This is a genomic window from Lysobacter sp. KIS68-7 (assembly GCF_021284745.1).
GTDB lineage: Bacteria > Pseudomonadota > Gammaproteobacteria > Xanthomonadales > Xanthomonadaceae > Noviluteimonas.
Window position 1 is genome coordinate 1291493 of sequence record NZ_CP089925.1, and the last position, 18738, is coordinate 1310230.

Here is an 18738-nt window from a genome sequence, read left to right on the forward strand (position 1 = left end):
CGAGGAAGTAGCGGCGGGCTCGCGATCAAAGACCCGGGCGCCCGCGCAAAAGTTTCCGGTGGCGCCCCGACCTCCTCATTCATCGGCCTAAACCACTGATTTCCCGTGGTTCCGGCGGTTGCCCGTCGGGGAGGCGGCCCGCTATACTTTCGCGGCTTCGCAGGGCGGTTTTGTCCTGCAGCCCCTGCCAACTCCCCCGGATCCACGCGCGTGCTGAATACCGTCGCCGCGGGCCGCCGGCTGGCGCAGCGCACGGCCGCCCTCCAGGGCGTGCTCACGCTCGCGACAGCGCTGGCCTGCCTGCTGTCCGGCCGCGATGCCGCGCTTGGAGCGCTGGCGGGAGGTGGCGCGATGACGCTCGGTGGCCTCGTGGCTGCATGGAGTGCCTTCGGTGGGGGCGTAGCGGGGGCGGGCATGGCGCTGGGGCGCCTGCTGCTCGGCCTGGCTGCGAAGTGGGTGATTTTGATCGTCGGGCTGTTCCTGGCGATCGGTGTGTGGCACCTGCCCGCGTTGGCGGTGCTGGCCGGCGCGGCGATCGCTGCGGCCGGAATGTTGGTTGCGACGAAACTTTGGGCATAGAGGAAGCGGTGTGACTCCTGAAAAGAGCAGCGGTGGCCTGACCGAATACATCGTCCATCACCTCACGCACAACGTCGTGCAGGTCAATGGCGACGGTTTCCATTTCGACTCGTGGGTGATTGCACTCGCCGTGGGCCTGCTGGGCTGCTTCCTGCTGTGGACGCAGGCGCGCAAGGCGACCGCCGGCGTGCCGTCCAAGCCGCAGGCCCTGGTGGAGATGGTCGTCGAGTTCGTCGACAGCCAGGTCAAGGACACTTTCCACGGCGACCGCCGCTTCATCGCGCCGCTCGCGCTCACGATCTTCGTCTGGGTGTTCTTCATGAACGCCATGGACCTGTTGCCGCTCGACATGGTCAGCAGCGCGATCACTGCGACCGCAGGCCCGGAAGCGGCGCACCACACCTACTTCCGCATGGTCCCGACGGCGGACATCAACACGACGTTCGCGATGTCGATCAGCGTTTTCCTCCTGATCATCTTCTACTCGATCAAGGCGAAGGGCGGCTGGGGCCTGACCAAGGAACTGTTCACCGCGCCGTTCCACGCGCACGGCACGTTCGCGAAGATCATCCTCGCGATCCCGAACCTCTTCCTCAACCTCGTCGAGTACCTGTCCAAGCCGGTGAGCCTGGGCATGCGACTGTTCGGCAACATGTACGCCGGCGAGCTCGTCTTCATGCTGATCTCGGGCCTGTTCCTTTCCAAGTGGACCTTCGCCTTCGGCGTGGCCTTCCACTCGATGTGGGCGATCTTCCACATCCTGATCATCTTGTTGCAGGCCTTCATCTTCATGGTGCTGACCGTCGTGTACCTCGCGATGGCGCACGAGCACCACTAATCGTTTTCCAGCGGCAAGCACCACTGTTTCGTTTCACCTTTCACTCTAACTAGCTCAGTCATCCGGAGATCCACCATGGAATTCATCGCCAACGTCCAGGGCCTCACCGCCGTCGCCATCGGCATCATCGTCGGCCTGGGTGCCCTCGGCGCCGCCCTCGGCATCGGCATCATGGGTTCGAAGTTCCTCGAATCCGCCGCCCGCCAGCCGGAACTGGTCCCGATGCTCCAGGGCCGCATGTTCCTGCTCGCCGGCCTGATCGACGCGGCGTTCCTGATCGGCGTCGGCGTGGCGATGATGTTCGCGTTCGCCAACCCGCTGCTCTCGGCGCTGCAGCAGGGCTGATCCGTCGCGCGGGCCTCGCGGCCCGCGCCGACGCGCAAAGGGTGTCGCGGCATCGTGCCGCGACGCCGAACGATTCGCAGGGCACGAAATGAATCCGACCTACATCACCTTTATTGGCCAGATGCTGTCGTTCGCGATCCTCATCTGGTTCACGGTCAAGTTCATCTGGCCGCCGATGATGAAAGCGATCGAGGAACGCCAGCAGAAGATCGCTGAAGGCCTCGCCGCTGCCGATCGCAGCCAGAAGGACCTCGCCCAGGCGCAGGACAAGGTCAACGACGCGCTGAAGGAAGCGCGCTCGAAGGCCAACGAGATCATCGAGCAGGCCCACACCCGCGCGAACCAGATCATCGACCAGGCGAAGAACGACGCCGTCGCCGAAGCCAACCGCCAGAAGGCGCTGGCTGAAGCCGAAATCGCCGCGGCCGCCAACCGTGCGAAGGAAGAGCTGCGCAAGCAGGTGTCCTCGCTCGCCGTCACCGGCGCGGAGAAGCTGCTCAAGCGCGAGATCGACGCCAACGCCCACAAGGCGCTGATCGACGACCTGGCCGCGCAGCTCTGAGGACGCATCGATGAGCCAGGCCCTGACCCTCGCCCGCCCCTATGCCCGCGCCGCGTTCTCGCTGGCGCGCGACGCTGGTGCGCTCGCCGGTTGGTCCGACGCGCTCGGCTTCGCCGCGCGCGTTTCGGCCGATCCGCAGGTCGCCGCGGTGCTCGGCCATCCGGCGCTGACGACGAACGACGCCGTCACGCTGCTGGCCCCGCCGTCGGCATCGATCGACACCGAAGCGTTCGCACGCTTCATCGGCCTGCTCGCCGACAACCGCCGCCTGCCGCTGCTGCCGGAAATCGCCGGCCTGTTCGACGAGCTGCGCTTCGAAGCCGAACGCGTCGTCAAGGCGCGCGTCACCTCCGCCACGGCGCTGCCGGCGAGCGAACTCGACACCATCAAGGCCGCGCTGCGCAAGCGCTTCGGCCGCGAAGTGGAAGTCGAGACCGCCGTCGACGAGAACCTGATCGGCGGCGCGGTGATCGACGCCGGCGACGTGGTCATCGACGGCTCGCTCCGCGGCAAGCTCGGTCGCCTCCAGGCCGCGCTGTCCAACTAAGTATTCATCTGCAAACGCCGGCGGCGACGTCGGCAACCTCGGGAAAAAGACATGGCTACCAGTCAGCTCAATCCGTCCGAAATCAGCGAACTGATCAAGACCCGCATCGAGAAGGTCAAGCTCGCTGCCGAAGCGCGCAACGAAGGCACCGTCACCTCGGTGTCCGACGGCATCGTGCGCATCCACGGCCTGGCCGACGTGATGCAGGGCGAAATGATCGAGCTGCCCAACGCCACGTTCGCGCTGGCGCTCAACCTCGAGCGCGACTCCGTCGGCGCCGTGGTCCTGGGTGACTACGAACACCTGCGCGAAGGCGCGGTGGCCAAGACCACCGGCCGCATCCTCGAAGTGCCGACCGGTCCGGAAATGCTCGGCCGCGTCGTCAACGCGCTGGGCGAGCCGATCGACGGCAAGGGCCCGATCGACGCCAAGACCTCCGCGCCGGTGGAAACCATCGCGCCGGGCGTGATCTGGCGCAAGTCGGTTTCGCAGCCGGTGCAGACCGGTTACAAGACCATCGACTCGATGATCCCGATCGGCCGCGGCCAGCGCGAGCTGATCATCGGCGACCGCCAGACCGGCAAGACCGCGGTGGCGATCGACGCGATCATCAACCAGAAGAATTCCGGCGTTAAGTGCATCTACGTCGCGATCGGCCAGAAGAACTCGACCATCGCGAACATCGTGCGCAAGCTCGAAGAGTTCGGCGCCATGGCCTACACCACCGTCGTCGCCGCCTCGGCGTCGGAATCGGCCGCGATGCAGTACATCGCCGCCTACTCCGGCTGCACCATGGGCGAGTACTTCCGCGACCGCGGCGAAGACGCGCTGATCGTGTACGACGACCTGTCCAAGCAGGCCGTGGCCTACCGCCAGATCTCGCTGCTGCTGCGCCGTCCGCCGGGCCGCGAAGCCTACCCGGGCGACGTGTTCTATCTGCACTCCCGCCTGCTCGAGCGCGCTGCGCGCGTGTCGGAAGAGTACGTGGAGAAGTTCACCAACGGCGCCGTCAAGGGCAAGACCGGCTCGCTCACCGCGCTGCCGATCATCGAAACGCAGGCGGGCGACGTCTCGGCGTTCGTGCCGACCAACGTGATTTCGATCACCGACGGCCAGATCTTCCTCGAGACCGACCTGTTCAACGCCGGCATCCGCCCGGCCGTGAACGCCGGCATCTCGGTGTCGCGCGTGGGTGGCGCGGCGCAGACCAAGGTCATGAAGAAGCTCTCGGGCGGCATCCGCATCGCGCTCGCGCAGTACCGTGAGCTCGCTGCGTTCGCGCAGTTCGCCTCTGACCTGGACGACGCCACGCGCAAGCAGCTCGAGCGCGGCCAGCGCGTCACCGAACTGATGAAGCAGAAGCAGTACGCGCCGATGTCGGTCGCCGAACAGGCGCTGTCCATCTACGCGGTCGACAAGGGCTACATGGACGACGTGCCGGTGGCCAAGATCGGTGCGTTCGAAGCCGCCATGCAGGCGCACTTCGCCAATACGCTCGGCGACGTGATCGGCAAGATCAACGCCACCGGCGACTGGAACGACGAGCTGGAAGCGGCGTTCAAGAAGGGCATCTCCGACTTCAAGTCGACGGGCACCTGGTAATCGAACGGCATTAGGCAGGAGAGCAGTCGATGGCAGGCGGTCGCGAAATCAAAACCAAGATCAAGAGCGTGCAGAACACCCGCAAGGTGACGCGCGCGCTCGAGATGGTCTCGGCCTCGAAGATCCGCAAGGCGCAGGAGCGCATGAAGGCTTCGCGCCCGTATGCGCGTGCGATGAAGCAGGTCATCGGCCACCTCGCGCAGGCGAACTCCGAGTACCGCCACCCGTACCTGGTGGAACGCGCGAACGTGAAGCGCGTGGGTTACGTCGTGGTCTCGTCGGATCGTGGCCTGGCCGGCGGCCTGAACAACAACCTGTTCCGCAAGCTGCTGGGCGAGTTCCGCCAGTGGCAGCAGCAGGGCGTCGAGGTCGACGTGGTGACCATCGGCCAGAAGGCGTCGGTGTTCTTCCGTCGCATCAAGGTCGGCATGCTCGCTTCGGTCACGCACCTGGGCGACGTGCCGCACGTGGAACAGCTGGTGGGCGTCATCAAGGTGATGCTCGACCACTACTCCAACGGTTCGGTCGACAAGGTGTTCCTCGCCTACAACGACTTCGTCAACACGATGACGCAGAAGGCGACGTTCGACCAGTTGCTGCCGCTGCCGGCGTCGGAGACGCAGGTCGCCAAGCACGACTGGGACTACCTGTACGAACCGGACGCCGAGGCCGTGCTGGAGCACGTGCTGACGCGCTACATCGAATCGCTGGTGTACCAGGCGGTCATGGAAAACGTGGCCTCCGAACATGCCGCGCGCATGGTGGCGATGAAGGCCGCGTCCGACAACGCCACCAAGCTGATCGGCACGCTGAACCTCGTCTACAACAAGGCGCGCCAGGCGGCGATCACGCAAGAAATCTCCGAAATCGTGGGCGGTGCTGCCGCGGTGTAAACCGCGCGCACCTACTGGAAGACATCAAGAGTTACTACTGAGGCTATGGCAATGAACCAGGGCAAGATCGTTCAGATCATCGGCGCGGTCGTCGACGTCGAATTCCCGCGCGAGAACGTGCCGAAGGTGTACGACGCGCTGAAGGTGCAGAACACCGACATCACGCTCGAGGTCCAGCAGCAGCTGGGCGACGGCATCGTGCGTTGCATCGCCCTCGGTTCGACCGACGGCCTGAAGCGCAACCTGCTGGCCGACAACACCGGCGCGGCGATCTCCGTGCCGGTCGGCATGGGCACCCTGGGCCGCATCATGGACGTGCTCGGCACGCCGATCGACGAGGCCGGCCCGGTCAAGCACGACACGAAGTGGGAAATCCACCGTGCGGCGCCGAGCTACGAAGACCAGTCCTCGACCTCCGAGCTGCTGGAAACCGGCATCAAGGTCATCGACCTGATGTGCCCGTTCGCCAAGGGCGGCAAGGTCGGCCTTTTCGGCGGCGCCGGCGTGGGCAAGACCGTCAACATGATGGAACTGATCAACAACATCGCGACCGAGCACTCGGGCCTGTCGGTGTTCGCCGGCGTGGGTGAGCGCACCCGCGAAGGCAACGACTTCTACCACGAGATGCAGGAATCCGGCGTCGTGAACGTGCAGGAGCCGGAGAAGTCGAAGGTGGCGATGGTGTACGGCCAGATGAACGAGCCGCCGGGCAACCGCCTGCGCGTCGCGCTCACCGGCCTGACGATGGCCGAGTACTTCCGCGACGAAGGCCGCGACGTGCTCCTGTTCGTCGACAACATCTACCGCTACACGCTGGCCGGTACCGAAGTGTCGGCGCTGCTGGGCCGCATGCCGTCGGCGGTGGGCTACCAGCCCACGCTCGCCGAGGAAATGGGCGTGCTGCAGGAACGCATCACCTCGACCAAGACCGGTTCGATCACCTCGATCCAGGCCGTGTACGTGCCCGCGGACGACCTGACCGACCCGTCGCCGGCGACGACGTTCGCGCACCTCGACGCCACCGTCGTTCTTTCGCGCAACATCGCCTCGCTGGGCATCTACCCGGCGGTCGACCCGCTCGACTCCACCTCGCGCCAGCTCGACCCGAACGTGATCGGCAACGAACACTACGACACCGCGCGTCGCGTGCAGGCCACGCTCCAGAAGTACAAGGAGCTCAAGGACATCATCGCGATCCTGGGCATGGACGAACTGTCGGAAGAAGACAAGCAGGCCGTGTCGCGCGCCCGCAAGATCGAGCGCTTCTTCTCGCAGCCCTTCCACGTCGCCGAAGTCTTCACCGGTTCGCCGGGCAAGTACGTGGCCCTGAAGGACACGATCCGCGGCTTCAAGGCGATCGTCGACGGCGAAATGGACCACCTGCCGGAGCAGGCGTTCTACATGGTCGGCGGCATCGAAGAAGCGATCGAGAAGGCCAAGAAGATCGCGGCCTAAGGAGTTCCTGGCATGGCATCCACCATCCGCTGCGACATCGTCAGCGCCGAAGCGGAAATCTTCCGCGGCGAAGCCGAACTGATCGTCGCCACCGGTGAGCTGGGCGAGCTCGGCATCGCGCCGAAGCACGCCCCGCTGATCACGCGTCTGAAGCCGGGCAAGGTCGTCGTGACCCTGCCGGGCGGTGAAAAGCTCGACTTCGCCATTTCCGGCGGCATCCTCGAAGTGCAGCCGCAGGTCGTCACCGTCCTCGCCGACACCGCGGTGCGCGCGCAGGACATCGACGAAGCTGCGGTCCGCGCCGCGAAGGAAGAGGCCGAGCGCATCCTGTCCCGCCGCGGCGAAGCGATGGAAATCGCCGAAGCCCAGGCCAAGCTCGCCGAAGTCACGGCGCAGCTGCAGGCGCTGGAACGCCTCCGCAAGAACCTCAAGCACTGAGGTTCGCGCCAAGCGAAACGAAGAACGCCGGCCTCGCGCCGGCGTTTTTCATTTCCGGTTTGCTTACTTCCGATAGACCCAGTGCCGCGAGAGCAGGAAGCCCACCACGCCGAGCACGAATTCCACGCCGCCCTTCGCCAGCCAGGCCCACTTCAGCCCGAAGTGCGCGTCGATGGCGCCCATCGACAGCGTGCTGACCGTCGTGGTGCACACCCACATGGAGATGAAACGCACCAGCTGCGTCCGCCCCACGGCCGTATGGTCCGCGGCGAAGGTGAACTTGCCATTGAGCCAGTAGCCAAGCAACGCCCCAGCGACGCGCCCGAGGATGTTGGCCAGCTCGATGATCATCCCCCAGTGGCTGAGGAGGACCATGACGGCCCAGTCGACCAGCCATTGCACGCCGCCGATGATCAGATAGCCGCGTGCGTGTCGACCTAGCGTCATCCGGGAGCCGTGAGGGAGGGGGCGACGCATCCTAACAGCGGGCGCCGTTAGAATCCCCGAACCAACGCCCTTGCACCGGTTCCCATGTCCGCACCCCTGCACGTCGTCATCCTCGCTGCCGGCGAAGGCAAGCGCATGCGCTCCGCGTTGCCCAAGGTGCTGCACCGCATCGCGGGCCGCCCGATGCTGGCGCAGGTCATCGCCTCGGCACGCGCGCTGTCGCCCGAGGGCATCCACATCGTGTTCGGCCATGGCGGCGAACAGGTCCGCGCGGCCTTCGCCGACCAGCCCGACCTCGACTGGTCGGAGCAGGCGCAGCAGCTCGGCACCGCCCATGCCGTGCAGCAGGCCATGCCCAACGTCCCCGATGGCGCGCACGTGCTCGTGCTGTATGGCGACGTCCCGCTGATCACGCCGACCACGCTGCGACGCCTGCTCGATGCTCCCGGCCGCCTGGCCGTGCTCGCCGCCGAACTGCCGGACCCCACCGGCTACGGCCGCATCCTGCGCGACGCCGAAGGCCGCGTGGCCGCGATCGTCGAACATAAGGACGCCACCAACGACGAACGCCAGATCCGCCTGGTCAACACCGGCGTGATCGCGGTGGAAGCCACGGCGCTGAAGCGTTGGCTGCAACGCGTGTCGAACGACAACGCACAAGGCGAGTACTACCTCACCGATGTCTTCCGCGAAGCCGCATCGGAATTCAGCGCCGCCGAAATCGTGGTGGCCGCCGATCCCATCGAAACCGAAGGCGCGAACGATCCCTGGCAGCTCGCACAACTCGAACGCGCCTTCCAGCTGCGCACGGTGCGCGCGTTGTGCGCCGAAGGCGTGCGCTTCGCCGATCCGGCGCGCGTGGATTTCCGCGGCGAGATGACGGTGGGGCGCGATGTCGAAATCGACGTCGACGTGATCTTCGAAGGCCACGTGACGCTGGGCGATGGCGTGCGCATCGGGCCGTTCTGCCGATTGAAGAACGTCACGCTCGCCGCGGGCACCGAAGTGCGCGCGCATTGCGACCTGGAAGGCGCGCGCACCGAAGGCGCCGTGCTCATCGGCCCGTTCGCACGCCTGCGCCCGGGCACCGTGCTCGCCGACGGCGTGCACGTGGGCAACTTCGTGGAAACCAAGAACGCGAAGCTCGGTGTCGGCAGCAAGGCCAACCACCTCACTTACCTCGGCGACGCGGTGATCGGCGCATCGGTGAACATCGGCGCCGGCACCATCACCTGCAACTACGACGGCGTGAACAAGTCGACGACCACGATCGGCGACGGCGCGTTCATCGGCTCCAACAGTGCACTCGTTGCGCCGGTGACCATCGGCAAGGACGCGACGATCGGCGCGGGTTCGGTGATCGGCAAGGACGCGCCGGACGGCAAGCTCACGCTCACGCGCGCCAAGCAGACCACGTTGGATGGCTGGCAGCGCCCGGTGAAGAAGAAGTAGAACCTACTCCGGCAGCGTCATCGCCACGCACAAGCCGCCGTCCTGGCGGTTGAGCAGCGCGATGCGTCCGCCGTGCGCCTCGGCGATCTCGCGCGCGAGCGCCAGGCCCAGGCCCGTGCCGTGGCGCTTCGTGGAATAGAACGGCAGCAGCGCATTGGCCAGCACCGCATCGTTCATGCCGGTGCCGCGGTCGAGCACTTCGATGCGCCACAGGCCGGGCAGGCGCTTCAGCGCGAGCGTGACGTCGCCCGGGGGCGAGCCCGATTCGTGCGCGTTCTTCAACAGGTTCAGCAGGCACTGTTCCAACTGCGCCTGGTCGAAGCGACCGATGCCCGGATCCGCCGCGCCGTCGTAGTGGAACTCCACCTGCGAGCGCAGCTGCGACACGAAGCGCTGCCAGTCGACCGCTTCCACGCGCGGCGCGGGCATCTTGGCGAAGCGCGCGTAATCGCGGATGAAGCCTTCCAGGTGCCGTGCGCGGTCCTCGATGGTCGCCAACGCATTCGGCAAGCGCTCGTATTGCCCGCGCTTGATCAGTTCGCCACCCGAGTGCGCGAGCGACGCGATCGGCGCCAGCGAGTTGTTGAGCTCGTGGCTGATCACGCGGATCACCTTCTTCCACGTCTGCACTTCCTGGCGGCGCAGTTCCGCGGTGAGCTGGCGCAGCAGGATCAGCTCGTGCTTGCGGAGGTTGAGTCGGAAGGTGCGGCGCGAGAGGTGGTAGATCTCTTCGTGGTCGTCTTCGCCCACGGTGAACATGCCATCGCCCCCGCGTTGCAGGGCTTCGCGCAGCCCGGCGGGGGAACGATCGAGGATGGCATCGAAGGCCTGGCCTTCCAGGCGCCTGCCTTCGCCCAACAGCTTGCGCGCGGAGAGATTGCCGTGCACGACGCGCCCGTGCGGATCCACCAGCAGCATCGCCACCGGCGTGTGCTGCACCATCGTGTCGAGCAGCAGCTCGCGCTGCACGAGCGCGATGCGCTGGTCGCGCAAGGCATCGCCCAGCGCGTTGTGCGCGTTGACGAGTTCGGCGAGTTCGCCGCCGCCCTCCCACGACAGGCCGAAGCCGAAATCGCCGTCGCGATAGCTCGTCACCGAACCTGCGAGCGCGCGGAACAACGAACGCATCGGCGCGAACGCATGGCGCACGTGGAAGACCAGCACCGGCAACAGCAACAAGGGCGCGATCACGATCGCCCACCACGGCTCGGGCAGGACCGTGGTGAGGAGCAATGCGATCGCCGCACTGGCGAGCATGTACGCGGCCGTGAGCACGGTGAAACTGGCGCTCAACGGTGCGTGGCGCCACCACGGCGCCGGCACTTGGCGCCGGCCGTCCGCGCGTTCGGGCGCTTGCTCAGTCACGCTTGATCCCCAGGCGTTCGAGGCGGCGATACAGCGCCTGGCGCGACAGGCCGAGGTCGCTGGCCGCTTGCGCGAGCACGCCGCCCGCGCGTTCCAGCGCCTGCTCGATGGCGGCGCGATCGGGTTCGTCCGCGCCGTTGGTGGCAGGCGCGAGCGGCGCGACGGCGAGGCCGAGATCGTTGGGTGTGATCTCCTCGTCGCGCGCCAGCAGGCCCGCGCGCTGCAGCGTGTTGCGCAACTCGCGCACGTTGCCGGGCCATGCATGCGCGAGCAGTGCGCGTTCGGCCGCTTCGCCGAGCCGCTTGCCCGGCGGGAGGAAGTGGCGCGCGAGCGGCAGGATGTCGTCGGGACGCTGCGCGAGCGGCAACAACTTCAGCTCGATCGCATTGAGGCGATAAAACAGGTCTTCGCGGAACTGGCCGTTGGCGATCGCCGTGGGCAGGTCCGCGTTGGTCGCACTGATCACGCGCACCTGCACCGTGCGTTCGCGATTGCTGCCCAGGCGCTGGAAGCGACCGGTTTCGAGCACGCGCAGCAACTTCACCTGGCCTGCGAGCGGCAGCGTGCCGATTTCGTCGAGGAACAGCGTGCCGCCGTCGGCGGCTTCGAACTTGCCCTCGCGCGCCTTGTTCGCGCCCGTGTACGCACCGGCGTCTGCGCCGAAGAGTTCGGCCTCGATCAGTTCACCCGGCAATGCGCCGCAATTCACCGCGACGAAGGGGCCGTTCCGCACGTTCGAGTTCGCGTGGATGATCTCCGCGTACTTTTCCTTGCCGGTGCCGTTGGGGCCGCTGACGAGCACGGGCAGCTCCGAGCGCGCGACCTGGCAGGCGAGGGTGAGCGTGGCTTCGCTCGCCGCATCGGCAAACACCAATCCCTTGAGATCGTATTCGCGCAGCAGTGCATCGCGGCGACGACGTTCACCGCTGCGATGGCGTTGCAGTTCGCTGCGCGCCTGCGCGAGTTCGAGCAGGTTGTTCACCGTCGCCAGCAGCTTGCGGTCGTCCCAGGGCTTGGCGAGGTAATCGGCGGCGCCGGCTTTCACCAGGTCCACGGCCGATTCCAGGTGCGTCCACGCGGTGAGCAGGATCACCGGAAGGTCGGGATGTCGTTCGCGGATGGCGCCGAACAGCGCGACGCCTTCTTCGCCGGACGTGGTGTCGGCGTGGAAGTTCATGTCCTGCACCACGAGGTCGACGGATTCTCGCGCGAGCAGGGCGAGCCCGTCCTCCGGCGTGTGCACCGCACGCGTCTCGAAGTCGTGCAGGGAGAACAGCGTTTCCAGCGCCGTGGCGACCGCGGGGTTGTCGTCGATGACAAGGATCGTGGGCATATGGTGGCCAAGCGTACCGAAAGAAAAGGGGCTGCACCGCTTCGGCGGCGCAGCCCCCGGGGTCCCGTCCCGTGGGGGGAACGTCAGACCGAGCGCGTTGCGACCGCCGGCGGCACCGCCGCTGCGCGGCGGGCCGGACCGAACACCGAGACCTGGCCCAGCATCCACAGCACCACCGCACCGATCGGCAGGTAGAGCAGCGGCAGGCGCGGCAGTTCGTAGCGTTCCATCAGGAGCTGGTTGATGCCGAAGGCCAGGATCATGCCGACGACGATGCCGAGCGTGGCGAGCAGGAAGTTCTCGGTCTGGAAGTAGCGCAGGATCTGGCCCTTCGTCGCACCGAGCGCACGCCGCACGCCGATCTGGCGCGTGCGCTGCTGCACCCAGAAGCTCGCCAGGCCCACGATGCCGAGCGCCGTGACGATCAGCAGCGCCACGCACACCGAGACCATCAGCCACGCCATCGAACGGTCGTCGCGGAAGTAATCGCGGCGCATGTCTTCGACGGTCGCCTTCTCGAGCAGGATGCGGTTGGACGCATTGTGGTTGAACGCCTTCTCCGCGGCGGCGATCACTTCCGCGCGACGCGACGGGTCGGTGACGCGGATCAGGTAGTTGCCGCCGACCGTGAAGGGCACGCGGATCGGCAGGATCATCGAGTATTCCAGTTCACCCGGACCGCCGTTGCGGTTCGGACGCATCAGGTGCTCGACGACGCCGACCACGCGCGTGGGGTCGTCGCCCCAGCTGTAGAACTGCTTGCCGATCGGATTCTCGCCCGGCCACAGCTTGTCGGTGGTCGACTTGCTGAGGATCGCGACGTGCGGCTGGACCTTGCTGTTCGGCTTGTTGACCTCGTCCCACTCGACGATGTCGTCCGGCGAGAAGTTGCGGCCGGCGACGAGCTTCAGGCCGAGCGTGTCGAGGAAGGACACGTCGCCCATGTAGATGGTCGAGTTGAGGTTCTGGTGTGTCTGTTCCTTGGTGAGGTTGACGCTGCTGTTCCAGGAGCTGTTGTTGAACAGCACCTGGTTGGTGACGCTGGCGTTGCGCACGCCGGGGATCGCGCGCAGCGAAGCGAGGTCGGTCTGCGTGAGCGAGGCCGCGTTGTCGTCGGTGCCGATGCCCGTGATCTGCATGCGCACGATATTCTGTTCATCGATGCCGCTGACGCGTTGCATCTGCGTCATGCGGTCGCCAATGAGGAACAGGGCGTTGCAGATGATGGCGCAGCTCAGGGCGATCTCGAGGACGATCAGCGCAGCCGCGGTCTTGTGGCGGCGCAGCGTCGAAAGGATGGGACGGATTTCCATGGCAGGCCTCACTGGGACTTGAGTTGCACGGCCGGCGTCACCTGGCAGGCGTGCCACGCGGGCACGAGGCCGGCGATGACGCTGGAGGCGATCGCGAGGACGAAGGTGGTGACCAGCATCGCGGGGTCGAGGTGCGCGAGGTCGGCGTAGGCGGCGGGCTGTTGGCGCACGGCCCACAGGCCGAGCATCGCCAGGCCGAGGCCGAGGATGCCGCCGGCCAGGCCGACCGCACCGGCTTCGACCAGGCACTGCGCGAAGATCGCCTTGCGCGAAGCACCGAGCGCACGACGCACGCCGATCTCCGGACTGCGGCGCAGGAACTTGGCGAGCAGCAGGCCGACGGTGTTGAGCAGGCACACCGCGAGGAAGCCGAAGGCCAGCCACATCTGCAGGCGCACGTCGCCCGGCACCACGCGGCGGAAATCGAGCCACTCCATCACGTTGCGCAGGCGCACGTTGGTCGGGCGCGCGTAGCGGCCGCTCGCGTGCTGCTGGTCGGAATAGTTCACCAGGTAGCGCTTGTAGGCTTCGGCCTTCTCGGGCGTGTCGAGCTGCACCCAATACTGCAGCCAGGTGCACGGCGCGTTGACGCCGGTTTCGCCTTCCGGATCGTCCTGCGCATCGTCGCCCGCGTCCCAGCAGTTCATCGAACCGTTGCGGCCCATGTCCAGGTCGCGCGAGGTGGAGAAGGGCAGGTAGGCCTGTTCGCTGTCGCCGTAGCGATCGGAGTTCACGTCGAAGAAGCGCGGCGTCGGGCGCCAGTCGGCCATCACGCCGATCACGCGGAAGTCGTGGCCGTCCATGCGCATGTTCTTGCCCACCGCGTTGGTGGTGCCGAACAACTTTTCGGCAAGCTTCTTCGCGATGACGACGACGCGCTCGTGGCGATCGTCCTCGACCTTCGTCCACGCGTTGCCGGCCAGCATCGGCACTTCGAACATCGGGAAGAAATCCGCGGAGGTGTAACGCACGTCGATGGCGAAGGGCGCAAGGCCCTGGCGCTCGGGCGTGATGCCCGCGCCGCCACCGGTCATCACGGCCTGGCGGTCGCCCTTCGCGTCGCGCAGCAGCGCTTCGGCGTCGTAGCGGGTCATCTGGTCTTCGGGCTCTTCGCCCGCGGTGAAGCCGTCCATGCTGCGGGGATCGAGCTGCGGATAGAACAGCTGCGAACTCTTCTGCGGGATCGGATCGCCGGACAGTACGTGGAAGACGGTGAGCGTGGTCATGCTCGCGCCGATGCCGAGCGCGATCGCCAGCACCATCAGCGCGGTGAGCACGCGATTGCGCCTGAAGCTGCGCAATGCGAGGTCGAAGTAATAGGCGAACATGGGGGTGCTCCCTTACTGGGTTTCGGCGAGCGTCGCGGCGGCCATGCGCGTGAGGCTGGGCTCCACGCTGAGGTCGGTCGCCATGCCGTCGACGATGTGCACGTTGCGCTGCGCACGCGCGGCGAGCTCCGGGTCGTGGGTCACCATCACGATGGTGGTGCCCGCGGCGTTGATCTCTTCCATCAGTTCCATGACGCCGCGCGCCATCTGCGAGTCGAGGTTGCCCGTGGGTTCGTCGGCGAGCAGCAGGCGCGGCGTGCCCGCGAGCGCACGCGCGATGGCCGCGCGCTGCTGCTGGCCGCCGGAGAGTTCGGCCGGGTAGTGCTTCATGCGCGAACCCAAGCCTACGCGCGTGAGTGCATCTTCGATGCGCGACTTGCGCTCGGCCGCGCTCATGCCGCGGTAGCGCAGCGGCACGTCGACGTTGTCGAACAGGTTCAGGTCGGGGATCAGGTTGAAGCTCTGGAAGATGAAGCCGATCTTCTGGTTGCGCAGCTTGCTGCGCGCATCGTCCGACATGCCGCGCACGTCCACGTTATCGAGCATGTAGGTCCCGCCAGTGAAGGTTTCCAGCAAACCGGCGATGTTGAGGAAGGTCGTCTTGCCCGAGCCCGAGGGGCCGGTGACGGCGACGAATTCGCCTTCGCGCACATGCAGGTCGAGCGAGCGCAGCGCGTGGGTTTCGACGAGTTCGGTGCGGTAGACCTTGGTGACCTGGCGCATGTCGAGCATGACGGTGTGTCCTTCTTCGTGGGTTCGCATATCGGGGGAAATCTGTCAGTGGATCGAAATCTGTTCGGCGTCGCCGAACTGGTCGCTGCCGGAGACGACGATGCGGTCGCCTTCCTTCACGCCGTCGAGCAGTTCGACCGCGTTGATGCTGCTGGCGCCGATGCGCACCGGGCGCTTGATGGCGGTGTCGCCATCCATCACCCACGCGCTGCGGCCGCCGCCTTCGTCGACGAACGGACCGCGCTCGACCTGCAATACGTTCTTGCGCGTGTCCATCACGATGCGCGCGGACAGGCGCTGGTTCTGGCGCAGACCGGGGGGCTGCTTGCCGGAGAAGCGCAGGCGGCTGGTGACTTCGCCGTTCACCACTTCCGGCGACACCGCGGCCACGTGCGCCTGGTAGGGCGCGCCACCGGCGCGGATTTCGGCCGGCATGCCGATGCCGAGGTCGCGCGCGAAGCTTTCGGGGATGCGGATCTCGACTTCGAATTCGGTCAGGTCGACGACGCTGAGCACCGGCGCGTTCTGCGCCACGCTCGCGCGCTGCGCGACCTGCACCTGGCCGACCTGGCCGTCGAAGGGCGCGCGCAGCGTGAGCGCGTCGACCTGGCGCTGCATTTCGACGACGACCGAACGCTGGCGATCGGCGAGCAGGCGCTTGTTGCGCGTATCCAGGCCCGCGCCTTCGCCGGTGAGCACCGCATCGCCCTTGGCGTGCGACAAACCGATGTCGGCGCTCTTCAGCGTGTCCTGCGCCTTCGCGACGTCGACCTGCGCGACCGCGCCGCCTTCGAACGCACGCTGGTAACGCTCCAGGTCGCGCACCGCGGCCTGGCGGGCGATGGCCGCTTCATCCAGCGACTTGCGCGCGGCGGCGCGCTGGAGCTGCGCATCGAGCGCGGCGCGGCCGGCCTCGGCTTCGAGGCTGGCGAGCGTGGCTTCTTCCTGCGCGAGCTTGCTGCGCAATTCCGGGCTGTCGATCTCGGCGAGCGCCTGGCCCTTCTTGACCGCATCGCCCGCGACGACCTTCAGCGTGACCACGCCACCGGCGATCGCATACAGAGTGGGGCTGTTGGCGGCGATGACCTTGCCGTCCGCGGAGATGTCGCGCACCAGGTCGCCGCGCGTGACTTCCGCGATTCGCACGCGCGAGGCATCGACCGAGCGACTGCCCGAGCTCCAGCCGCTCGCCACCCAACCGGCCAGCAGCAGCAGCCCGAGGCCGGCAGCGCCCGCGATCACGTAGGACTTCTTGAACGCCGGAAGCGACAGCCGCCGCGCACCCGACGTGGGGGAAGCGTGCGAGGCGTGCGAGATGGGGCGGTCCTGGGCGGAGGTGTCGCGGATGCTCATGGAGGGCGGGGCTCGGCAAGGTGTTGTCTGCAGACTGTGAAAGCACAAGTCGTGCCAACCGCAAGTCATTGAATACAAAGGGTGTGCGCGCGCGTGTCCGGGCGTCCACGCGGACACGACGGTGTCCGCCGGACAGTGTCCGCAGCTCATCCGTGTGCGGTCGCGGTCGGCCGTTCAGTCCGTTCTTCACGCGCCCGCTAGACTGTGGGCCCCTGCAGGAGTGTTCCCCTCATATGTGCGGCATCGTCGGCGCGATCGCGGATCGCGATGTGGTCCCCGTCCTCATCGAAGGGCTCAAGCGCCTGGAATACCGCGGCTACGATTCGGCGGGCATCGCCGTCGTCGACGCGCAGGCCGGTGACGTGCGCCGCGTGCGCCGCACGGGTCGCGTCGCGGAGATGGAAGCCGCCGCGCAGGCGGAACATTTCTCCTCGCGCCTGGGCATCGGCCACACGCGCTGGGCCACGCACGGCGGCGTTACCGAAGGCAACGCACATCCGCACGTGAGCCACGGCGAACTCGCGCTGGTGCACAACGGCATCATCGAGAACCACGAACAGCAGCGCGAACGTTTGACCAAACTCGGTTACACGTTCGAATCGCAGACCGACACCGAAGTCATCGCGCACCTGATCCACCACTACCGCCAGCAGGGCGAATCGCTGCTCGGCGCGCTGCAGAAGGCGGTGAAGGAGCTGCATGGCGCCTACGCCATCGCCGTGATCGACAAGCGCGATCCCGACCGCATGGTCGCCGCGCGCATGGGCTGCCCGCTGCTGGTGGGCCTGGGCGAGGGCGAGAATTTCGTCGCCTCCGACGTCTCCGCGATCGTTTCCTCCACGCGCCGCGTGATCTTCCTGGAAGAAGGCGACACGGCCGAACTCACGCGCGACGCGGTGCAGGTGTTCGACGCCACGGGTGCGCGGGTCGAGCGCGACGTGCACATGTCCGACGTCTCGCTGGCCTCGCTGGAGCTCGGCCCGTACCGCCACTTCATGCAGAAGGAAATCCACGAGCAGCCGCGCGCCGTGGCCGACACCATGGAAGCGGTGATCGACAACCAGGGCTTTTCGGCCTCGCTCTTCGGCGCTGGCGCCGAAGAGGTGTTCAAGGGCGTGCAGGGCGTGCAGATCCTCGCCTGCGGCACGAGCTATTACGCGGGGCTGGTCGCGCGCTACTGGATCGAGTCGATCGCCGGCATTCCCTGCGCGGTCGACATCGCCAGCGAATACCGTTACCGCGAAGTCGTCGCCAACCCGGACAACCTCGTCGTCACCATCTCGCAGTCGGGCGAAACGCTCGACACGATGGAAGCGCTGAAGTACGCCAAGTCGCTGGGCCACGCGCGCACGCTGTCGATCTGCAACGTGCCGGAAAGCGCGATCCCGCGCGCCAGCCGCCTCGTGTACTACACGCGCGCCGGTGCGGAAATCGGTGTTGCTTCGACCAAGGCGTTCACCACGCAGCTCGTCGCCCTGTTCACGCTGACCGCGACGCTCGCCAAGCTGCGCGGGCGCCTGGACGGCGACAAGGAACAGGCCTTCCTCGATGCGCTGCGCCAGCTGCCGGGCAGCGTGCAGCACGCGCTGAACCTCGAGCCGCAGATCGTCGCGTGGGCGGAGAAGTTCGCGGTGAAGCAGCACGCGCTGTTCCTCGGCCGCGGCATGCATTACCCGATCGCGCTGGAAGGCGCGCTCAAGCTCAAGGAAATCTCGTACATCCACGCCGAGGCCTATCCGGCGGGCGAGCTCAAGCACGGGCCGCTGGCGCTGGTGGACAGCGCGATGCCCGTCGTCGTGATCGCGCCGAACGACAGCCTGCTCGAGAAGGTGAAGTCGAACATCCAGGAAGTGCGCGCGCGCGGCGGCGAGATGTTCGTCTTCGCCGATGCGGACAGCCAGTTCGGCGAGAGCGAGGCGGTGCATGTGATCCGCACGCCGCGCCACGTCGGCGTGCTGTCGCCGATCGTGCATGCCATCCCGGTGCAGTTGCTCGCCTACCACGCAGCGCTCGCACGCGGCACGGACGTCGACAAGCCGCGCAACCTGGCGAAATCGGTCACCGTCGAATAAGGCACTGACTGCCCAGCAAGCGCGAAGCGTCTGACTCGCTTCGCGTTCCGCGCTGATATCTCCGGGAACGCCTTTCTCTCCAGC

At 66.8% G+C, this 18738-nt stretch carries 18 protein-coding genes; 11 read left to right on the forward strand and 7 right to left on the reverse strand.

Features of this window, described 5'->3' with window-relative positions; genetic code table 11:
• Positions 1-210: 210 nt before the first annotated feature.
• From LVB87_RS06150 to LVB87_RS06190, 9 genes are all read left to right on the forward strand, one after another.
• Complete coding sequence (locus LVB87_RS06150) at positions 211-579, forward strand: hypothetical protein (RefSeq protein ID WP_232900012.1); 369 nt, start codon at positions 211-213, stop codon at positions 577-579.
• 10 nt (positions 580-589) lie between these two features.
• A complete protein-coding gene (gene atpB / locus LVB87_RS06155) occupies positions 590-1417 on the forward strand; it encodes a F0F1 ATP synthase subunit A (RefSeq protein WP_232900013.1) in 828 nt (275 codons plus the stop codon).
• Positions 1418-1501: 84 nt separating this feature from the next.
• A complete protein-coding gene (atpE, locus tag LVB87_RS06160; protein WP_343223424.1) occupies positions 1502-1762 on the forward strand; it encodes a F0F1 ATP synthase subunit C in 261 nt (86 codons plus the stop codon).
• Positions 1763-1850: 88 nt separating this feature from the next.
• Positions 1851-2324: a F0F1 ATP synthase subunit B gene (locus LVB87_RS06165; protein WP_232900015.1), complete on the forward strand. Its 474-nt coding sequence runs from the start codon at positions 1851-1853 to the stop codon at positions 2322-2324.
• A 10-nt stretch (positions 2325-2334) separates the two neighbouring features.
• Positions 2335-2871, forward strand: a complete 537-nt coding sequence (locus tag LVB87_RS06170) for a F0F1 ATP synthase subunit delta (protein ID WP_232900016.1) — start codon at positions 2335-2337, stop codon at positions 2869-2871.
• 51 nt (positions 2872-2922) lie between these two features.
• Positions 2923-4473, forward strand: coding sequence for a F0F1 ATP synthase subunit alpha (atpA, locus tag LVB87_RS06175; protein ID WP_232900017.1), 1551 nt, complete (start codon positions 2923-2925; stop codon positions 4471-4473).
• Positions 4474-4502: 29 nt separating this feature from the next.
• Positions 4503-5366 carry a F0F1 ATP synthase subunit gamma gene (gene atpG, locus LVB87_RS06180; protein WP_232900018.1) on the forward strand — a complete coding sequence of 288 codons (864 nt, stop codon included), beginning with the start codon at positions 4503-4505 and terminating at the stop codon, positions 5364-5366.
• Positions 5367-5417: 51 nt separating this feature from the next.
• Positions 5418-6821, forward strand: a complete 1404-nt coding sequence (gene atpD, locus LVB87_RS06185; RefSeq protein ID WP_232900019.1) for a F0F1 ATP synthase subunit beta — start codon at positions 5418-5420, stop codon at positions 6819-6821.
• A gap of 12 nt (positions 6822-6833) precedes the next feature.
• Positions 6834-7259, forward strand: a complete 426-nt coding sequence (locus LVB87_RS06190; RefSeq protein WP_232900020.1) for a F0F1 ATP synthase subunit epsilon — start codon at positions 6834-6836, stop codon at positions 7257-7259.
• Between the two features lie 63 nt (positions 7260-7322).
• Here LVB87_RS06190 and LVB87_RS06195 read toward each other — a convergent pair whose 3' ends face one another.
• Positions 7323-7706: a GtrA family protein gene (locus LVB87_RS06195; RefSeq protein WP_232900021.1), complete on the reverse strand. Its 384-nt coding sequence runs from the start codon at positions 7704-7706 to the stop codon at positions 7323-7325.
• Between the two features lie 84 nt (positions 7707-7790).
• Between LVB87_RS06195 and glmU the strand changes: the two genes are divergently transcribed.
• The gene (glmU, locus tag LVB87_RS06200) at positions 7791-9158 is read left to right on the forward strand and encodes a bifunctional UDP-N-acetylglucosamine diphosphorylase/glucosamine-1-phosphate N-acetyltransferase GlmU (RefSeq protein WP_232900022.1); all 1368 of its coding nucleotides are present in this window, start codon (positions 7791-7793) and stop codon (positions 9156-9158) included.
• A gap of 3 nt (positions 9159-9161) precedes the next feature.
• On the opposite strand, the gene LVB87_RS06205 is transcribed toward glmU, so the two are convergent.
• The 6 genes from LVB87_RS06205 to LVB87_RS06230 form a co-directional block, all read right to left on the reverse strand.
• Positions 9162-10523 (reverse strand): ATP-binding protein, encoded by a 1362-nt coding sequence (locus LVB87_RS06205; protein WP_232900023.1) that lies wholly within the window; start codon positions 10521-10523, stop codon positions 9162-9164.
• On the reverse strand, positions 10516-11856 hold the full coding sequence (locus tag LVB87_RS06210; RefSeq protein WP_232900024.1) for a sigma-54 dependent transcriptional regulator: 1341 nt from the start codon (positions 11854-11856) through the stop codon (positions 10516-10518). The genes LVB87_RS06205 and LVB87_RS06210 overlap by 8 nt, the downstream gene beginning before the upstream one ends.
• A gap of 83 nt (positions 11857-11939) precedes the next feature.
• Positions 11940-13169: an FtsX-like permease family protein gene (locus tag LVB87_RS06215; RefSeq protein ID WP_232900025.1), complete on the reverse strand. Its 1230-nt coding sequence runs from the start codon at positions 13167-13169 to the stop codon at positions 11940-11942.
• A gap of 8 nt (positions 13170-13177) precedes the next feature.
• A complete protein-coding gene (locus LVB87_RS06220) occupies positions 13178-14497 on the reverse strand; it encodes an ABC transporter permease (RefSeq protein ID WP_232900026.1) in 1320 nt (439 codons plus the stop codon).
• Between the two features lie 12 nt (positions 14498-14509).
• Positions 14510-15229: an ABC transporter ATP-binding protein gene (locus LVB87_RS06225; protein ID WP_232900027.1), complete on the reverse strand. Its 720-nt coding sequence runs from the start codon at positions 15227-15229 to the stop codon at positions 14510-14512.
• A 45-nt stretch (positions 15230-15274) separates the two neighbouring features.
• Complete coding sequence (locus tag LVB87_RS06230; RefSeq protein WP_232900028.1) at positions 15275-16582, reverse strand: HlyD family efflux transporter periplasmic adaptor subunit; 1308 nt, start codon at positions 16580-16582, stop codon at positions 15275-15277.
• Between the two features lie 233 nt (positions 16583-16815).
• On the opposite strand from LVB87_RS06230, the gene glmS reads away from it, so the two are divergent.
• Positions 16816-18654, forward strand: coding sequence for a glutamine--fructose-6-phosphate transaminase (isomerizing) (glmS, locus tag LVB87_RS06235; protein WP_232900029.1), 1839 nt, complete (start codon positions 16816-16818; stop codon positions 18652-18654).
• Positions 18655-18738 lie beyond the last annotated feature (84 nt).